Genomic DNA, 16,311 nt, shown 5'->3' with positions numbered 1-16,311 from the left:
GCATTCCGAGCCTGTTTTTAACGCCGCAGGGCCGACGCGCAGCAGATCGCCGGCAGACAATTAATCCAGTTTGAAGCGCGCGGTATTCTGCGCCAGCACCTGACTGCCCTGGCGCAGTTGTTCGGCGGCGTTGCTGACCGCCTGCGCACCTTCGAGCAAGGCACTGGCGGCCTGATCGACCTGCTGAATATTGCCGCTGACTTCATCGGCCGTGGCCGCCTGTTGCTCGGCGGCGGTGGCGATCTGCGCCAGGCGGTCGGTCACCAGTTGCACCGACTCGACAATGGCATTCAGGTCTTCACCCATGGCCAGCACGCTGCCGACATCACCTTCGGCCTGGCGCACGGCATCTTCCATCTGGGTCACCGACTGGCCGACTACGCGGTGCAGGTTGGCCACAGTTTCGGCAATTTCCGCCGTGGAGTTCTGCGTGCGCTGCGACAACGAACGCACCTCATCGGCGACCACAGCAAAGCCGCGGCCCTGATCGCCGGCGCGCGCCGCTTCGATAGCGGCGTTAAGCGCGAGCAAGTTGGTCTGCTCGGCGATGCCTTTGATTACGTCGACCACCCGGGTGATCTGTTCGGTCTGCGCGCGCAGCTGCTGCAAGGTGGTGGCGCTGTCACCCAGGCGGCTGCTGAGCTGACGCATGCTGGCACTGGTGCGGGCGCTGCGCTGGTTACTCTGTTCGGCAATCTCGCGGGTCTGCCCGGCTTCCACCGCGGCCTGTTCGCAGCTCTGCGCCACGCTTTGTGCGGTAGCGGCCATTTCGGTGGCGGCGGCGGCAATCTGGCTCATCTGCGCCTGTTGCTGCTCGACCGAGTGCAGGGCGTTTTGCGCCTCGCCGGTGAGCATCTGCACAGTGCCACCGAGCTGCTGGCTCTGCTGGTTGACCCCGAGCATAGAGTCACGCAGCTGGCCGACCGCGGTGTTGAGGGCAAAGGCGATGCTGGCCAGGTCATCCTTGCCGTGCACCTGCATGCGCACCCGCAGGTCGCCGTCGCGCAGGCCCTCGGCGGCCTGGATGATCCCCGCGGTGCTGCGGCGGATCGACGCGTTGAGGCAGAACAATACATACAGCGCGAGCAGGGTCAGCAGGCTGAACACGCCAATCACCTCAACCATCGCCAGCAGGGCCTTGCTCCGGTATTCGCCAAGGCTGGCACTGAACTGCTGGTACAGCGCCTGTTGCAAGCCAAGCAACTGGCCTTGCAGAACATCGGTGCGCTGCACGAACTGCTCAGGAGTCAGAGCCATGGGGCTGGCCTCGAACATGTCACGGTCGATGCCTGCGAGGAAACTCTCATAGCCTTGCAAGGCTTCGTCATAAGGCCCCTGCAGCTGACGCATGGCCCGTGGCGCTTCCAGCTTGAGGGTGGCCTGGGCCTTGAGCAGCTGGCTGCGCGACTCATCCAGGCTGCGGCGTAGATCGCGGATCAGCACCCGGCTCTGCAGAGTGAAATGCTGCGACACCACCGCGCCATAGCCCTGGCTGGCAAAGCTGCCCAGCTGTTCGAGCAAACGCGGCAGGGTGTAGGTCAGCTGCTCCATCATCAGGTAGGTGTCGAGCTGCGGGTCGAGGATCAGGCCGCTGTCGGTGGCCACCTGCTCGCGCAGGGCCAGCAGGCCCAACAGGGTCTTTTGGTAACGTTCGAGGGCGTCGGGCAAGGCCAGGTTGCCCAGGGCATCGACGTTCAAGCTGGCGCGGCCGCCGGCCAAGGTCTGCAAATGCTGACGGGCCTGCTCGCTGAGCAGCTCCGATTGCAGCGGTTGCTCCAGCACTTGCAACGCCGTATCGAGATCACCCGCGCGTTGCTGCAACAAGCCCTGGGCCGCTTTTTCCGTGCCCTTCCAGCGCGACAACAGGGTGCGCTGTTCAATCAGCGTCTGCTGCACGCCGGCCATGCCTTGCAGGGCCTGGATGCCTTCCAGTTCGTGATCAATGGAATTCAGTCGATCCATGTAATTGCTGCCGATCACCCACAGGGAAAATCCCAGCGGCAGGGCAAACAGCACGAACACCAGCTGAAACTTGCGTGCGAAGCTGAAACGTTCCAGCAGCCGCACACCCGGTTTGAGTACTCCAGTCATACACACCTCAACCTGTGAAGCGCACCAACTACAGGGGTGCGCCAAGGCAAAACTCCAAGCAAGAAGCACGCCTGCGCAGCGACTTCATTATCGGAACGTGTTCTTCAGCATAGATGAGTGAACCCGCGGCGGGCTTAACTGCACGCCAGCGCTCTAGCTCGCCAGGCCCGTCCAGAGTTCATCGACATGGCGAAAGCCCCAGGCTTCGGCGGATTCGCGCGCCACAATCTTGTCGCGCCCGACTAATTTGCTCAGATCGATGACTTCCTGCGCAATCGGGGTTTTCGACTTGGCCGAAAAGAACACCAGCACCTTGGGGGCCAGCAGCGAGGCACTCTGTTGTTCCAGCACCACGCCGATGCGCCCGCTTTCCAGGCGCACCAGTGAGCCGGTGGGGTAAATACCCACGGTTTTGACGAAGGCCTGGAACACCATCGGGTCGAAATGGCCTTTCCACTCAGCCATCTTGCGGATCGACTCGGCCGGGTCCCAGCCCGGTTTGTAGGGGCGGTTGGAGGTGATCGCGTCATACACATCGCACACCGCCCCCATGCGCGCGTAGAGACTGATCTGCTCACCGGCGAGGCGATGCGGGTAACCGCTGCCGTCGATCTTCTCGTGATGGTGCAGGCACACATCCAGCACCAGCGCGCTGACCTGCTTGCTCTGCAGCAACATGCGCGCGCCGGCTTCGGGGTGATCACGCACGGTGGCGAACTCGCTGTCGGTCAGCTTGCCCGGTTTGTTCAGCACGGCGTGGGCAATCGCCATCTTGCCGATGTCGTGCAGCAGCCCGGCCAGCCCGGCTTCGCGCACCTGCACAGCATCCAGGCCAAGCTGGCGCGCCAGGGCGATCATCAGCGCGCAGACCGCCACCGAGTGCATATAGGTGTATTCATCAGCGTTTTTCAGGCGCGCCAGGCTGATCAGTGCGTTGGGGTGACGCAGCACCGACTCGGCGATTTCCTCGACCAACTCGCCGGCCTGTTCGAACTGCAACGCCTGGCCCATGCGCGCGTCGCTAAACATGCTAATCACCGCGGCCTTGGAACGTGCGCAGAGCTTGGCCGCGCGCTGTACTTCATCCTCTAGGGACGCATTTAGCGTCGGCGGCTGGCTCTGTGCAGCGGCCAGCAGGCGTTGTTCGGCCCGTTCGGCGACCTCTTCGGTGCTGACACTGGGGATTCCCGCCGCCACATCCAGGCCGCGACCGACATCGATCCACAGCTCACTGATGCTGCTGGCGCGGATACGTTGCAGGTCCTTGTCGGTTTGCAGCAGGAACTTCGATTTCCAGAAAGGATGATCCATCCATGCACCACAGAACTCGTGGATATACATGCCGACGCGCAGGTCGGCCACAGCAATGCACTTCAACATGGACAGTTCTCAGATAAAGACCAGCACCGAGCGATGCTCAGATAAGCGTAGATGATCAACTCCCGCCAGGGTCATGACGCCGACCAGTTGCTGCTCATCGCGCATCGGCCGCGGCCAGTGGCTTGGAAGCCCTGGCACGACTATTTATCATGGCCGCACTCGCGCACCACAAGGAGCTGCCATGCGCCGTCTGCTGACCGGTTTGAGCGTCATAACCCTGCTGTTGCTCAACACGCTGATCCTGATCGGCCCGCTGCTGCTGATCGCCCTGGGCAAGTTCGTTCTGCCCGGCAAGGCGCTGAAGACCGCCAGTTCGCGCGGGGTGATGTGGGTGGCGGAAACCTGGGCCGAGCTCAACAAGCTGATCTTCGCCACGCTGCTGCCGGTGCGCTGGGACATTCGCGGCAACGCCGAGCTGCGCCAGAGCACCTCCTATCTGGTGATCAGCAATCACCAGTCGTGGGTCGATATTCCGGCACTGGTGCAGGCCTTCAACCGCAAGACGCCCTACTTCAAGTTCTTCCTCAAGCAGCAACTGATCTGGGTGCCCTTGCTTGGCCTGGCGTTCTGGGCGCTGGATTACCCCTTTATGCGCCGCTACTCCAAGGCGTTTCTGGCCAAGCACCCCGAACTCAAGGGCCAGGATCTGGAAATCACCAAGCGCGCCTGCGAGAAGTTCAAGGACCTGCCCGTCACCGTGGTCAATTACCTCGAAGGCACCCGCTGCACCCCGGCCAAGCAGGTGCAGCAAGGCTCGCCCTATCGCCATCTACTCAAACCCAAGGCCGGCGGCGTGGCCTTCGTCCTGGCGGCACTGGGCGAACAGCTGGACACCGTGCTGGACGTCACCCTGGTGTATCCGAGCACGCGAATTCCCGGCTTCTGGGAGCTGATCAGCGGCCAGGTGCGCGAGGTCATCGTCGATATCCAGACCCGCGAACTGGACCCGGCGCTGTGGCAGGGCGACTACGAGAACGACCCGGGATTCCGTCAGTTCGTGCAGGGCTGGGTGACGAAACTGTGGGAAGACAAGGATGCGCGGATCGCCGCCATTCGCGCCGAACAGCCCGCCTGAACCCGGGCCAGCGCAACCAGACGACTACTGCGGCAGCTCGCGGCGAATCATCCAGTGCTCCGGCGGCGGCATCAGGCGGCTGATATCGAACTGTTCCAGGCTGGCCTGGTCGAGCATCTCGATCAGCGGGCTGACCCGCCGGGCATGCGGGCGACCCTCCAGCGCCCGCACCGCCAGATCCACCGCGATGCGCGCCTGCAATACCGGTGAGTCGGTGGGCGCGGCGACAATAAAGCCATCGCGGATCTGCTCGACGATGCGCTCGGTGGTGTAGGTGGCCAGTACCCGCGCCTGGTAGTTCTGCCCCGAGGTCTGCACCAGCTGCGCGGCAAAACCGGCGGCTTCGGCATTGCCCAGGAGGAAGTCGAGGCGTGGATGCTGCCTGAGCAACTCGCGCACCAGTTGCGCCTGGCTGGCGCGATCCACCGGGGCATAGCCGCCGTGTTGCACGGTCATCGGTTTGCTCTGTTCGGCCTGGCGCAGCGCCTTTTCCGAATCCAGCACCCAGCCCGCGCCTTGCGGCCCAGGCAGCCAACCCAGGCTGAAGGGTCCGGGCGGGCGATGGGCATCGATATACGCCAGGGCGGCGCCGGTCATGTCAGCAAAATCCACGCTGGAGCTGGCACTCAAATCAGGACAGTCGATGCCGTTGACCAGGTCGATAACCGGCTTGCCCTGCTCGACCAGTTGGGCGATTGCCGGGCAGAGCGCCTGTGCATCGATTGCCGCAATCACATAAGCATCGGCGTTCAGCTGTTGGCAGTTGTGCAACTGGCGCAGCTGCACCTGTGGGTTTTCATAGCCACCGGCTTCATAGATACCCAGGCGCACGCCCTGCCGCGCGCCCTCCTCATCCAGCCCCCAGGCCACACCCCACCAATAGCGATCCTTGCCATGCGGCAACAACACGCAGATTCGCCAGGGTTTGGCCGCTTGCGCCAAAGGCTGGTACTGCTGCGATACCCCATCGGCCAGCACCTCCACGGGGTACCAGTCCGCGGCCCACGCCAGGCCGCTCAGCCAAAGCCAGCAGAGGGTGAAGCAGATCGCCCGCATAAGGTCCTGCCCTGGAACGTGCGCACTGAACAGCCGTGCCGTGCACTTACTGTAGCCACTTCTCAGGTGCTATTGACGGAGCAGAAACCGCGCACGCCCCTCGGCCGAGGAACCGCGCAGGCGGCTGCAGGCGGGCAAAGCAACTGCCCGCCTGCATACCTGAGGGCAATCAGGCCGCGCTAAACAGCTTGTGCGGGTCGATGACGAATTTCTTCGGCACCCCGGCATCGAACTCGCCGTAACCGCGCGGCGCGTCGTCCAGGCTGATCACCTGCACGCCGACCACTTCGGCGATGTTGATGCGGTCCCACATGATCGCCTGCATCAGTGCGCGGTTGTACTTCATCACCGGAGTCTGGCCGGTGTGGAAGCTGTGGGATTTGGCCCAGCCAAGGCCGAAGCGGATGCTCAGGCTGCCGATCTTTGCAGCGGCATCCACCGCACCCGGATCTTCGGTGACGTAGAGGCCGGGAATGCCGATCTTGCCGGCGACCCGCACCACCCCCATCAGCGAGTTGAGCACCGTGGCCGGCGCTTCGTGCTGCACGCCTGCGTGACCATGACCGCGAGCCTCGAAGCCCACCGCATCCACCGCGCAATCGACTTCCGGCTCGCCCAGCAGCGCGGCGATCTGCTCATGCAGCGGGGTGTCCTTGGACAGGTCGGCAATCTCGAAACCCACTGCCTTGGCATGGGCCAGACGCACCGGGTTAACGTCGCCGACAATCACCACCGCCGCGCCCAGCAGACGAGCAGAGGCGGCAGCGGCCAAACCGACCGGGCCGGCACCGGCGATATACACGGTACTGCCAGGACCGACACCGGCCGTTACGGCACCGTGATAACCGGTGGGCAGGATGTCGGACAGGCAGGTCAGGTCGCGGATTTTCTCCATGGCCTTGTCGCGGTCCGGCAGCTTGAGCAGGTTGAAGTCGGCGTACGGCACCATGGCGTACTCCGCCTGGCCACCGGTCCAGTCGCCCATATCGACGTAGCCGTAGGCACCGCCGGCACGCGCCGGGTTGACCGACAGGCAGACGCCGGTGTGCTGCTCTTTGCAGCTGCGGCAACGGCCGCAGGCGACGTTGAATGGCACCGAGACCAGATCGCCGATTTTCAGGTTCTCGACATCACGGCCCTTCTCAATCACCTCACCGGTGATTTCGTGGCCCAGTACCAGGCCGGTTTGCGCCGTGGTACGGCCGCGCACCATATGCTGGTCGGAGCCGCAGATATTGGTGGAGACCACACGCAGGATCACTGCGTGCTCGATCTTGCGACCGCGTGGGTCCTGCATTTTCGGATAGTCGATTTTCTGCACTTCGACCTTGCCAGCGCCGAGATAGACGACGCCACGATTACCAGACATACGTATTTCTCCTTTCTTGTTGTGAATACAAAGGCGCGGCCAACGGTCGCGCGGTCTTGTACTGGAGCTTGTGTCTGTTGCCGGGCGGGGCCGAGGACTGGGCAGTCGGTTAGCCCACCCGTAGCGGGGATTCAGCCGTTGCGGCTTATGCGTGCAGCACTACCGTGCGGCTGGCGTTGAGAAACACCCGCCGCTCAAGGTGGTAACCGATGGCTTTGGCCAGGGTCTGGCATTCGATATCGCGGCCCTTGGCGATCAGGTCTTCGGGGTAGTGGGCGTGATCCACCGACTCCACGCCCTGGGCGATGATCGGCCCCTCGTCGAGATCGTTGTTGATGTAGTGGGCGGTGGCTCCGACCAGCTTGACGCCCTTCTCATAGGCCTGGTGATAGGGCTTGGCCCCCTTGAAACCGGGCAGCAGCGAGTGGTGGATATTGATCGCCCAGCCATCCAGCTGGCGGCACAGCTCGGGCGACAGCACCTGCATATAGCGGGCGAGCACCACCAGTTCGGCACCGCTGTTCTCAATCACCTGCAGCACCTTACGCTCCTGCGCCGGCTTGTCATTCGGGTCGAGGGGGAAGTGGTAGTAGGGAATATCGTGCCAACGCGCCAGGGGTTCCAGATCCGGGTGATTGGACACCACCGCCACCACGTCCATGGCCAGGTGGCCGATGCGTTGGCGATAGAGCAGGTCGTTCAGGCAGTGGTCGGCCTTGCTGACCATCAGTACCACCTTGGCGCGGTAGCCCGGCGGGGTCAGCTCAACCTGCATGCCGAAGGCAGTCAAGCGTTCATCCAGGCCGGCGCGAAAGGCCTGCTCGTCGAAGTCGTCCGGCTGGCGGAATTCCACGCGGATAAAGAAGCGCGCCGACAGGCGATCATCGAAGGAGTGGTGTTCGGTGACGTAACAGCGCTGCTCGAACAGAAAGCGCGTCACCGCATCCACGGTGCCGAGCACGCTCGGGCAGTGGGCGGTGAGAATCCAGGTATCGGGGGTGCGGCTCATGATCGGGCCCTCGGTGGAACTCGTGGGGGGCTTTAGCCGCGAAAAGCAATCGCGGCTAAAGCCCCTCCCACAGGATGTTTGTTGCCTCAGGCCTTGATCGCCAAGCCATACTCGGCGCTGGCGTCCTGCAGCCACAGCCAGAAGTAATCCGAGAAGCTGCGGCGCACCAGCAGTTCCCAGGTGTCTTCGGCGGTATGGCGGATCACCAGTTGCGACTTGGCGAAGTGCGTACCCACCGCCTTGCCCACCGGGAAGTTGCTCGGGTGCACGTCGTAGCTGGTGGACTTCATCAGCACCTCACGCACCTTCGGCCCGCTCAGTTCCAGCAGGGTCTGCCCGCCGCTGACGTTGACGATCGAGATGTGCTGGCCATCCAGCGCTTCACGCAGCTTCTGCTCGACCGCGAACTCGCTACCGCTCGGCACAATCAGCAGCCACTCATCCGGCGCCAGCCATTGCAGCGAAGTGTCGCCAGTGGCCACCAGGGTCAGCGCCACTGGCAGTTCCAGGCCCAGGGCCTTGTGCACGCCGCCGGCAAACGCCGGGTCTTTGCCATCACCGCGCAGGGTCAGGTGGCCGAGCAGCTTCTTCTCACGCAGGGTCACCCCGGCCCTCGCAGCGCCCTTGCCTGCCAGTTGCTCAAGGCCGGCGTGGAACAGTGGCGATTCGGCATGCGCCGCATCCGGGCGTTGTGGGTAGACGTTGATCAAGTTAGACATTCTGGCGATCCCCTTTCGGGTCATAGAACACGGAGCTGACGATTTCGGCTTCGATCAGGCTGCCATCGGCCAGCGGCGCGAACACCCGCTCGCCGATGCGCTTGAGACCGCCCTTGACCACGCCCATGGCGAAGCTGTAACCGAGACTGGCGCTTATATAGCTGGAGGTGACGTGACCGACCATCTGCATCGGGATGGACTGTTTCGGGTCGAACACCAGTTGCGCGCCTTCCGGCAGCACGGTGTTGGGGTCGACGGGTTTGAGCCCGACCAGTTGCTTGCGGTCCTCGCGCAGACTGTCTTCGCGGTTCATGCCGCGCCAGCCGATCCACGAGAACGGCTTGGTCCGGCCCACACACCAGCCCATGTTGAGGTCGTCCGGGGTCACCGAGCCGTCGGTGTCCTGGCCGACGATGATGAAGCCCTTCTCCGCCCGCAGTACGTGCATGGTCTCGGTGCCGTAAGGTGTCAGGCCATGCTTCTTGCCGGCTTCGATGATTTTTTCCCACACGCCCAGGGCGTAGTCGGCCTGCACGTTGACTTCATAGCTCAGCTCGCCGGTAAAGGAGATGCGGAACACCCGCGCCGGTACGCCGCCAACCTTGCCTTCCTGCCAGGTCATAAACGGGAAGCCTTCCTTGTCCAGGTCGATGTCGGTGACCTCGGCCAGCAGCTTGCGGCTGTTGGGGCCGGACAGGGTCATGGTCGCCCAGTGGTCGGTGACCGAGGTGAAGTACACCTTCAGTTCCGGCCACTCGGTCTGGTGGTAGATCTCCAGCCACTCCATCACCCGGGCGGCGCCGCCGGTGGTGGTGGTCATCAGGAAGTGGTTGTCGGCCAGGCAGGCGGTTACGCCGTCGTCGAAGACCATGCCGTCCTCCTTGCACATCAGGCCGTAGCGCGCCTTGCCCACATCCAGTTTGGTCCAGGCGTTGCTGTAGACGCGGTTGAGAAACTCGCGGGCATCCGGGCCTTGAATATCGATCTTGCCCAGCGTCGAGGCATCCAGAATGCCGACCGCGTTACGCACGGCCAGGCACTCGCGGGCCACGGCGGCGTGCAGGTCCTCACCGGCCTTGGGGAAATACCAGGGGCGCTTCCACTGACCCACGTCCTCGAACTCGGCACCGTTTTGCAGGTGCCAGCTGTGCATCGCGGTGTAGCGCTTGGGCTCGAACAGCGCGCCGCAATGACGGCCCGCCACCGCGCCGAAGGTTACCGGGGTGTAGTTCGGGCGGAACATGGTGGTGCCCATCTGCGGGATGCTGATGCCCAGCGAACGGGCGGCAATCGCCAGACCGTTGATATTGCCCAGCTTGCCCTGATCGGTGCCGAAGCCCAGCGCGGTGTAGCGCTTGACGTGCTCGACCGACTCGAAGCCTTCGCGGGTGGCCAGCTCGATACCAGCAGCGGTAACGTCGTTCTGCAAGTCGACAAACTGCTTGGGCGCACGCGCCGTCGGTTTGTCGTGCGGCACCTGGAACAGCGCTAGGGAAGGCTCTTCCATGCGTACTGCCACCTGCGGCAGGCTGGCGGAAACCGCCTTGAAGCCAGCTTCGGCAGCCGCCGAGACACCGGCCTCGAAACCATCGGCCAGGGCATCCCCCAGACCGAATACGCCATTCACCGCACCAGCGCACAGGCGCTTCTGGAAGCCGCCCTCGCCTGGCAAGAAGGCCAGAATATCTTCACGCCAGGTCGGCCGGCCGCCCAGGTGCGAGGCCAGGTGCACCACCGGGCTGTAGCCGCCGGAGCTGACGATCAAATCGCAATCGAGTACCTCGCCGGGGCTGCTGACTTTATGGCTGTGCACATCGATGGCGCAGATGCGTGCAGCGGTCACCCGCTTGCTGCCAGCGGCTTCCACCACGGCGCTGCCGGTAAGGATGCGCACGCCACGCTTGCGCGCTTCTTCCACCCAGCTACCGCGCGGGTTGCTGCGCGCATCGGCGACGGCCACCACCTGCAAGCCGGCGTCGAGCCAGTCGAGCACCACGCGGTAGGCGTAATCGTTGTTGGTCGACAGCACCAGCTGCTTGCCCGGCGCCACGCCATAACGGCGCACGTAGGTGGACACCGCATCGGCGAGCATATTGCCCGGCACGTCGTTGTTGGCGTACACCAGCGGCCGCTCGTGGGCACCGGTGGCCAGCACCACACGCTTGGCGCGGACGCGGTGCATCCGCTGACGGACCATACCCATCGGCGCGATCTCGCCGAGGTGATCGGTCAGGCGCTGGTGAATGGTGAGGAAGTTGTGGTCGTGGTAACCGTTGACCGTGGAGCGCGGCAGCAAGGTGACTTCAGGCATGCCAGACAGCTCGGCGAGCACCTGCGCGGCCCATTCGGCAGCCGGTTTACCGTCGAGGGTTTCGCGGGTGCTAAGCAGGCTACCGCCGAACTCTTCCTGCTCATCGGCCAGGATCACCCGCGCACCGCTGCGCGCGGCGGCCAGAGCTGCGGCCAGGCCAGCCGGGCCGGCACCGACCACCAGCACGTCGCAGTGCTGGTTCATATAGTCGTAGCTGTCCGGGTCCACGGCGGTCGGCGCACGACCCAGGCCTGCGGCCTTGCGGATGTATTTTTCGTAGGTCAGCCAGAGGTTCTGCGGGTACATAAAGGTCTTGTAGTAGAACCCCGGCGGCATCATCTTGCCGCCGACCTTGCCGAGAATGCCCATCAGGTCGGTGTTTACGCTCGGCCAGCCATTGGTGCTGCTGGCGACCAGGCCGGCATACAGCGCCTGTTGAGTGGCGCGCACGTTGGGGATCTGCGCCGCTTCGGTGCTGCCGATCTGCAGCACGGCGTTCGGCTCTTCGGCGCCAGCGGCAACAATGCCGCGCGGCCGCGAGTACTTGAAGCTACGGCCGACGATGTCCACACCGTTGGCCAGCAAGGCGGCGGCCAGGGTGTCACCGGCAAAGCCTTCATAGTTCTGCCCGTTGAAGCTGAATGTCAGGGGCTGGCTGCGATCGACGCGGCCGCCAGTAGCAAGACGATTGACCTGGCTCATGCCGTTACTCCTTGGTCGATGGCCTTTTTCTCGGCAGTTCCGGCAGCGGTGACGCTGGGCTTCTCGCCGATCTTGTAGGTTTCGAGAATTTCGTAGGTCACCGTGTGACGGGTGGCGTTGAAGTACTTGCGGCAACCGGCCGAATGCACCCACAGCTCGTGGTGAATGCCGCGCGGGTTATCGCGGAAGAACAGGTACTCGCCCCACTCGGCATCAGTGCAGGCGGCCGGGTCCAGCGGGCGCGGAATATGCGCCTGGCCCTTGGCGTGGAATTCCTCTTCGGAGCGCAGTTCGCCGCAGTGAGGGCAGAAGATATGCAACATGGGAAAGCCCTCTTAGTGAGCCACGGCAGCAGCGCCGTGCTCGTCGATCAGTGCGCCGGTGTGGAAACGGTCCATGGAGAACGGCTTGGCCAGCGGGTGCATTTCGCCCTTGGCCAGGCTCGCGGCGAACACATGGCCCGAACCCGGGGTAGCCTTGAAGCCGCCGGTGCCCCAACCGCAGTTGAAGAACAGGTTGGGCACCGGGGTTTTGGAAATGATCGGGCAAGCGTCCGGCGAGGTGTCGACGATGCCGCCCCACTGACGGTTCATGCGTACCCGCGAAAGCACCGGGAACATTTCGACGATGGCTTGCAGGGTGTGTTCGATGGTGCCGTAGGAGCCGCGCTGGCCGTAGCCGTTGTAACCGTCGATACCGGCACCGATGACCAGATCGCCTTTGTCCGACTGGCTGATATAGCCATGCACGGCGTTGGACATGATCACGCTGTCGATAATCGGCTTGATCGGCTCGGACACCAGCGCCTGCAGCGGATGGGATTCCAACGGCAGACGGAAGCCGGCTAGGCCAGCCATATGCCCGGAGTTACCGGCCGTGACCACGCCGACGCGCTTGCCGCCGATAAAGCCCTTGTTGGTTTCCACGCCGATGCATACGCCGTTTTCCTTACGGAAACCGATCACTTCAGTCTGCTGCAGCAGATCCACGCCCAGGGCATCGGCGGCGCGGGCATAGCCCCAGGCCACGGCATCGTGGCGAGCCACGCCACCACGGCGCTGCACGGTGGAGCCCATCACCGGGTAGCGGGTGTTCTTGCTGCAATCCAGGTACGGAATCTCTTCGGCCACCTGCTTGGCATCCAGCAGTTCGCCATCCACGCCATTGAGGCGGTTGGCGCTGACGCGGCGCTCGGAGTCGCGCATGTCCTGCAGGGTGTGGCAGAGGTTGTAGACGCCGCGCTGGCTGAACATGACGTTGTAGTTGAGGTCCTGGGACAGGCCTTCCCACAGCTTCATCGCGTGCTCATACAGGTGCGCCGACTCATCCCACAGGTAGTTGGAACGCACAATGGTGGTGTTGCGCGCGGTGTTGCCGCCGCCCAGCCAGCCCTTCTCGATCACCGCGACGTTCTTCACGCCGAACTGTTTCGCCAGGTAATAGGCCGTGGCCAGACCGTGGCCGCCACCGCCGACGATGATCACGTCGTACACCGGCTTGGGCGTCGGGTTGCGCCACATGCGCTGCCAGTTTTCGTGGTGGCTGAAAGCGTGCTTGAACAGGCCGAAGCCGGAATAACGTTGCATAAAGGTGCTCCCTAAGTTGAAGCCTGGGATGAATCATCGAGCGGGATGAAGTGCAAGGCGGCCGGAGCGCAGCAAGCAAGACATACCTGTAGGTAGGCGCAGCTTGCGAGCACCGGGCAACGCAGCAATTCGCCCGCGCAGATATTCATCAGCGGTAGACCGGGTAATCAGCGCATAGCCCTGCCGCCAGAGTCGCCACCTGCGCCTCGACATCGGCATCGCCCAGGTGGTCGAGGATGTTGCAGATCCACCCGGCCAGCTCGATGCTCTGCGCTTCCTTAAGGCCTCGGGTGGTGATGGCCGGGGTACCGATACGCAGGCCCGAGGTAACGAACGGCGACTGCGGGTCATTCGGCACGGCGTTCTTGTTGACCGTGATCCCGGCGCGCCCCAGGGCCGCATCGGCGTCTTTGCCGGTCAGGCCCTGACGGATCAGGCTGACCAGGAACAGGTGGTTGTCGGTGCCGCCGGAGACCACGTCGTAGCCGCGCTCGATAAACACCTTGGCCATGGCCTGGGCGTTGTTGATCACCTGCTGCTGGTAGGTTTTGAAGCCCGGTTCCATGGCTTCCTTGAAGCACACCGCTTTGGCCGCGATCACATGCATCAACGGGCCGCCCTGGGCACCGGGGAATACTGCCGAATTGAGTTTCTTCTCGATCTCGGCATTGGCGCGAGCCAGGATCAAGCCACCACGCGGACCACGCAGGGTCTTGTGGGTGGTGGTGGTGACCACGTCGGCGAAGGGAATCGGGTTGGGGTACAGACCGGCGGCGACCAGGCCGGCGACGTGGGCCATATCGACAAACAGCAGCGCGCCCACCTTGTCGGCGATGGCGCGGAAACGTGGGAAATCCAGAGTCTTCGAGTAGGCGGAGAAGCCGGCGACAATCATCTTCGGCTGACACTCGACGGCCAGGCGCTCGACTTCGTCGTAATCGATCAACCCGGTGGTGGTGTCGATGCCGTATTGCACGGCGTTGTACAGCTTGCCCGAGGACGACACCTTGGCCCCGTGGGTCAGGTGACCGCCGTGGGCCAGGCTCATGCCGAGAATGGTATCGCCGGCATTGATCAGCGCCAGGTACACCGCACTGTTGGCCGACGAGCCGGAGTGCGGCTGGACGTTGGCGTAATCGGCACCGAACAGCGCCTTGGCACGATCGATGGCCAACTGCTCGACCACGTCGACATGCTCGCAACCGCCGTAATAACGCTTGCCCGGATAGCCTTCGGCGTACTTGTTGGTCAGGCCGCTGCCCTGGGCTTCCATGACCCGCTGGCTGGTGTAGTTTTCCGAAGCGATCAGCTCGATATGGTGCTCCTGACGGCTTTCCTCGGCGTTGATCGCGCTGAGCAATTCGTCGTCGTAGCCTTGAATCTGGTCGTTCTTGCTGAACATCGCTGATCTCCTGCGCCGTCTTGATATGGCGCATCTGTGTCGGAAGCGGGCTGAGCCCTTGTGAGCCGATGGTATGACTGGCCCTGATCGGTCAGATGCCTAGGCACGCCACGGGGGATTGCGTTTGCGACATGCGCGCGTCGCAATTGCGCAGGCCGGTAGACGACAGCGCGTTGTGGCTTCGCCTGCATGGCAGAGGATGTCGCCATTGCGCCTGCACGCGGATGTGACCGCAGATACAGTTAAGGCATCGTCTAGAACGACGTCCGTAGACAAGGAACGCCCCCATGCCCGATCTCTCGCAACAATTCGCCAGCGACAACTACTCCGGCATCTGCCCGGAAGCCTGGGCCGCCATGGCCGAAGCCAACCAGGGCCACCAGCGTGCCTACGGCGATGACGAGTGGACAGCGCGCGCTGCCGACCACTTCCGCCGCCTGTTTGAAACCGACTGCGAAGTGTTTTTCGCCTTCAACGGCACGGCGGCCAACTCCCTGGCCCTGGCGTCGTTGTGCCAGAGCTACCACAGCGTGATCTGCTCGGAGACCGCCCACGTCGAAACCGACGAGTGCGGCGCGCCGGAGTTTTTCTCCAACGGCTCCAAATTGCTGCTGGCCAAGACCGAGAACGGCAAGCTGACCCCAGAGGCGATCCGCGAGATCGCCCTCAAGCGTCAGGACATTCACTACCCCAAGCCACGCGTGGTCACCCTGACTCAGGCCACGGAAGTCGGCACCGTCTACAGCCCCGATGAAGTGCGGGCGATCAGCGCGGTGTGCCGTGAACTGGGCCTGCACCTGCATATGGACGGCGCGCGCTTCTCCAACGCCTGCGCCTTTCTCGGCTGCAGTCCGGCCGAACTGACCTGGAAGGCCGGCGTGGATGTGCTGTGTTTTGGCGGCACCAAGAACGGCATGGCCGTGGGTGAGGCGATCCTGTTCTTCAACAAGGAGCTGGCGGAAGACTTCGACTACCGCTGCAAGCAGGCTGGCCAGCTGGCCTCGAAGATGCGCTACCTGTCCGCGCCCTGGGTCGGCATTCTGCAAAACGATGCCTGGCTGAAATACGCCCAGCACGCCAACCACTGCGCGCGCCTGCTGGCCGAGCTGGTCGACGATATTCCGGGGGTCAGCCTGATGTTCCCGGTGCAGGCCAACGGTGTGTTTTTGCAGATGTCGGAGCCGGCGCTGGAAACCCTGCGCGGCCGGGGCTGGCGTTTCTACACCTTTATCGGAGCCGGCGGCGCACGCTTTATGTGCTCCTGGGACACCGACGAAGCGCGGGTGCGCCAGCTGGCGGGGGATATTCGCCAGGCGATGACAGCAACGAACTAGAGCCTGCGCTTAATGCAGCAGCGCTTTAGCGCGGCACCAATGCGGGAAGTAATGTGCGCGAGATGGCCTCGCGCACGTTCGGCAGCAAACTCGCGCTGCCACCGAGCAGCTCCTCCACCAGCCGCCGCAACGCCAGCGCGCGCTCCTGGCTCAGACCGCTGACGGCCAGCTCGCAGGCCTGCTCGGCCGTCACCCCGGACGGAATCGACAGGCCCAGCGCCACCAGGCGTTCGCGTAGATCCTCCTGATCGATCAGGTCGGCGTGCATCATGGTCAG

The 16,311-nt window shown here is 63.7% G+C and carries 14 protein-coding genes; 2 read left to right on the top strand and 12 right to left on the bottom strand.

The features are described 5' to 3' along the window. Positions 1-60: 60 nt before the first annotated feature. From WBK23_RS17070 to WBK23_RS17060, 3 genes are all read right to left on the bottom strand, one after another. Entirely contained in the window at positions 61-651 is a 591-nt protein-coding gene (locus WBK23_RS17070) for a methyl-accepting chemotaxis protein (RefSeq protein WP_424485249.1), read from the bottom strand. A 1,593-nt stretch (positions 652-2,244) separates the two neighbouring features. After that, the gene (locus WBK23_RS17065) at positions 2,245-3,471 is read right to left on the bottom strand and encodes an HD-GYP domain-containing protein (RefSeq protein WP_424485122.1); all 1,227 of its coding nucleotides are present in this window, start codon (positions 3,469-3,471) and stop codon (positions 2,245-2,247) included. 9 nt (positions 3,472-3,480) lie between these two features. Beyond that, positions 3,481-3,609, bottom strand: coding sequence for a hypothetical protein (locus tag WBK23_RS17060; protein ID WP_424485121.1), 129 nt, complete (start codon positions 3,607-3,609; stop codon positions 3,481-3,483). Between the two features lie 43 nt (positions 3,610-3,652). Between WBK23_RS17060 and WBK23_RS17055 the strand changes: the two genes are divergently transcribed. Beyond that, positions 3,653-4,546, top strand: coding sequence for an acyltransferase (locus tag WBK23_RS17055; RefSeq protein WP_424485120.1), 894 nt, complete (start codon positions 3,653-3,655; stop codon positions 4,544-4,546). 24 nt (positions 4,547-4,570) lie between these two features. On the opposite strand, the gene torT is transcribed toward WBK23_RS17055, so the two are convergent. From torT to glyA, 8 genes are all read right to left on the bottom strand, one after another. Next, the gene (gene torT / locus WBK23_RS17050; RefSeq protein WP_424485119.1) at positions 4,571-5,602 is read right to left on the bottom strand and encodes a TMAO reductase system periplasmic protein TorT; all 1,032 of its coding nucleotides are present in this window, start codon (positions 5,600-5,602) and stop codon (positions 4,571-4,573) included. Positions 5,603-5,771: 169 nt separating this feature from the next. Beyond that, entirely contained in the window at positions 5,772-6,971 is a 1,200-nt protein-coding gene (gene fdhA / locus WBK23_RS17045; RefSeq protein ID WP_424485118.1) for a formaldehyde dehydrogenase, glutathione-independent, read from the bottom strand. Positions 6,972-7,116: 145 nt separating this feature from the next. Beyond that, positions 7,117-7,980, bottom strand: coding sequence for a formyltetrahydrofolate deformylase (gene purU, locus WBK23_RS17040; protein ID WP_424485117.1), 864 nt, complete (start codon positions 7,978-7,980; stop codon positions 7,117-7,119). 86 nt (positions 7,981-8,066) lie between these two features. Further along, positions 8,067-8,699: a sarcosine oxidase subunit gamma gene (locus WBK23_RS17035; RefSeq protein WP_424485116.1), complete on the bottom strand. Its 633-nt coding sequence runs from the start codon at positions 8,697-8,699 to the stop codon at positions 8,067-8,069. Next, positions 8,692-11,712, bottom strand: a complete 3,021-nt coding sequence (locus WBK23_RS17030; RefSeq protein WP_424485115.1) for a sarcosine oxidase subunit alpha — start codon at positions 11,710-11,712, stop codon at positions 8,692-8,694. The genes WBK23_RS17035 and WBK23_RS17030 overlap by 8 nt, the downstream gene beginning before the upstream one ends. Then, positions 11,709-12,035 carry a sarcosine oxidase subunit delta gene (locus WBK23_RS17025; RefSeq protein WP_090379269.1) on the bottom strand — a complete coding sequence of 109 codons (327 nt, stop codon included), beginning with the start codon at positions 12,033-12,035 and terminating at the stop codon, positions 11,709-11,711. The genes WBK23_RS17030 and WBK23_RS17025 overlap by 4 nt, the downstream gene beginning before the upstream one ends. Before the next feature lie 12 nt (positions 12,036-12,047). Next, positions 12,048-13,298, bottom strand: a complete 1,251-nt coding sequence (locus tag WBK23_RS17020; RefSeq protein ID WP_424485114.1) for a sarcosine oxidase subunit beta family protein — start codon at positions 13,296-13,298, stop codon at positions 12,048-12,050. Between the two features lie 148 nt (positions 13,299-13,446). After that, the gene (gene glyA, locus WBK23_RS17015) at positions 13,447-14,700 is read right to left on the bottom strand and encodes a serine hydroxymethyltransferase (protein ID WP_424485113.1); all 1,254 of its coding nucleotides are present in this window, start codon (positions 14,698-14,700) and stop codon (positions 13,447-13,449) included. A gap of 287 nt (positions 14,701-14,987) precedes the next feature. On the opposite strand from glyA, the gene WBK23_RS17010 reads away from it, so the two are divergent. Further along, positions 14,988-16,034, top strand: a complete 1,047-nt coding sequence (locus WBK23_RS17010) for a low specificity L-threonine aldolase (RefSeq protein ID WP_424485112.1) — start codon at positions 14,988-14,990, stop codon at positions 16,032-16,034. Positions 16,035-16,059: 25 nt separating this feature from the next. Here WBK23_RS17010 and WBK23_RS17005 read toward each other — a convergent pair whose 3' ends face one another. After that, the gene (locus WBK23_RS17005; RefSeq protein WP_424485111.1) at positions 16,060-16,305 is read right to left on the bottom strand and encodes a hypothetical protein; all 246 of its coding nucleotides are present in this window, start codon (positions 16,303-16,305) and stop codon (positions 16,060-16,062) included. Between the last annotated feature and the right edge of the window lie 6 nt (positions 16,306-16,311).

This window comes from Pseudomonas sp. (assembly GCF_049653025.1).
GTDB lineage: Bacteria > Pseudomonadota > Gammaproteobacteria > Pseudomonadales > Pseudomonadaceae > Aquipseudomonas.
This window is presented reverse-complemented; position numbering and strand designations above follow the sequence as displayed.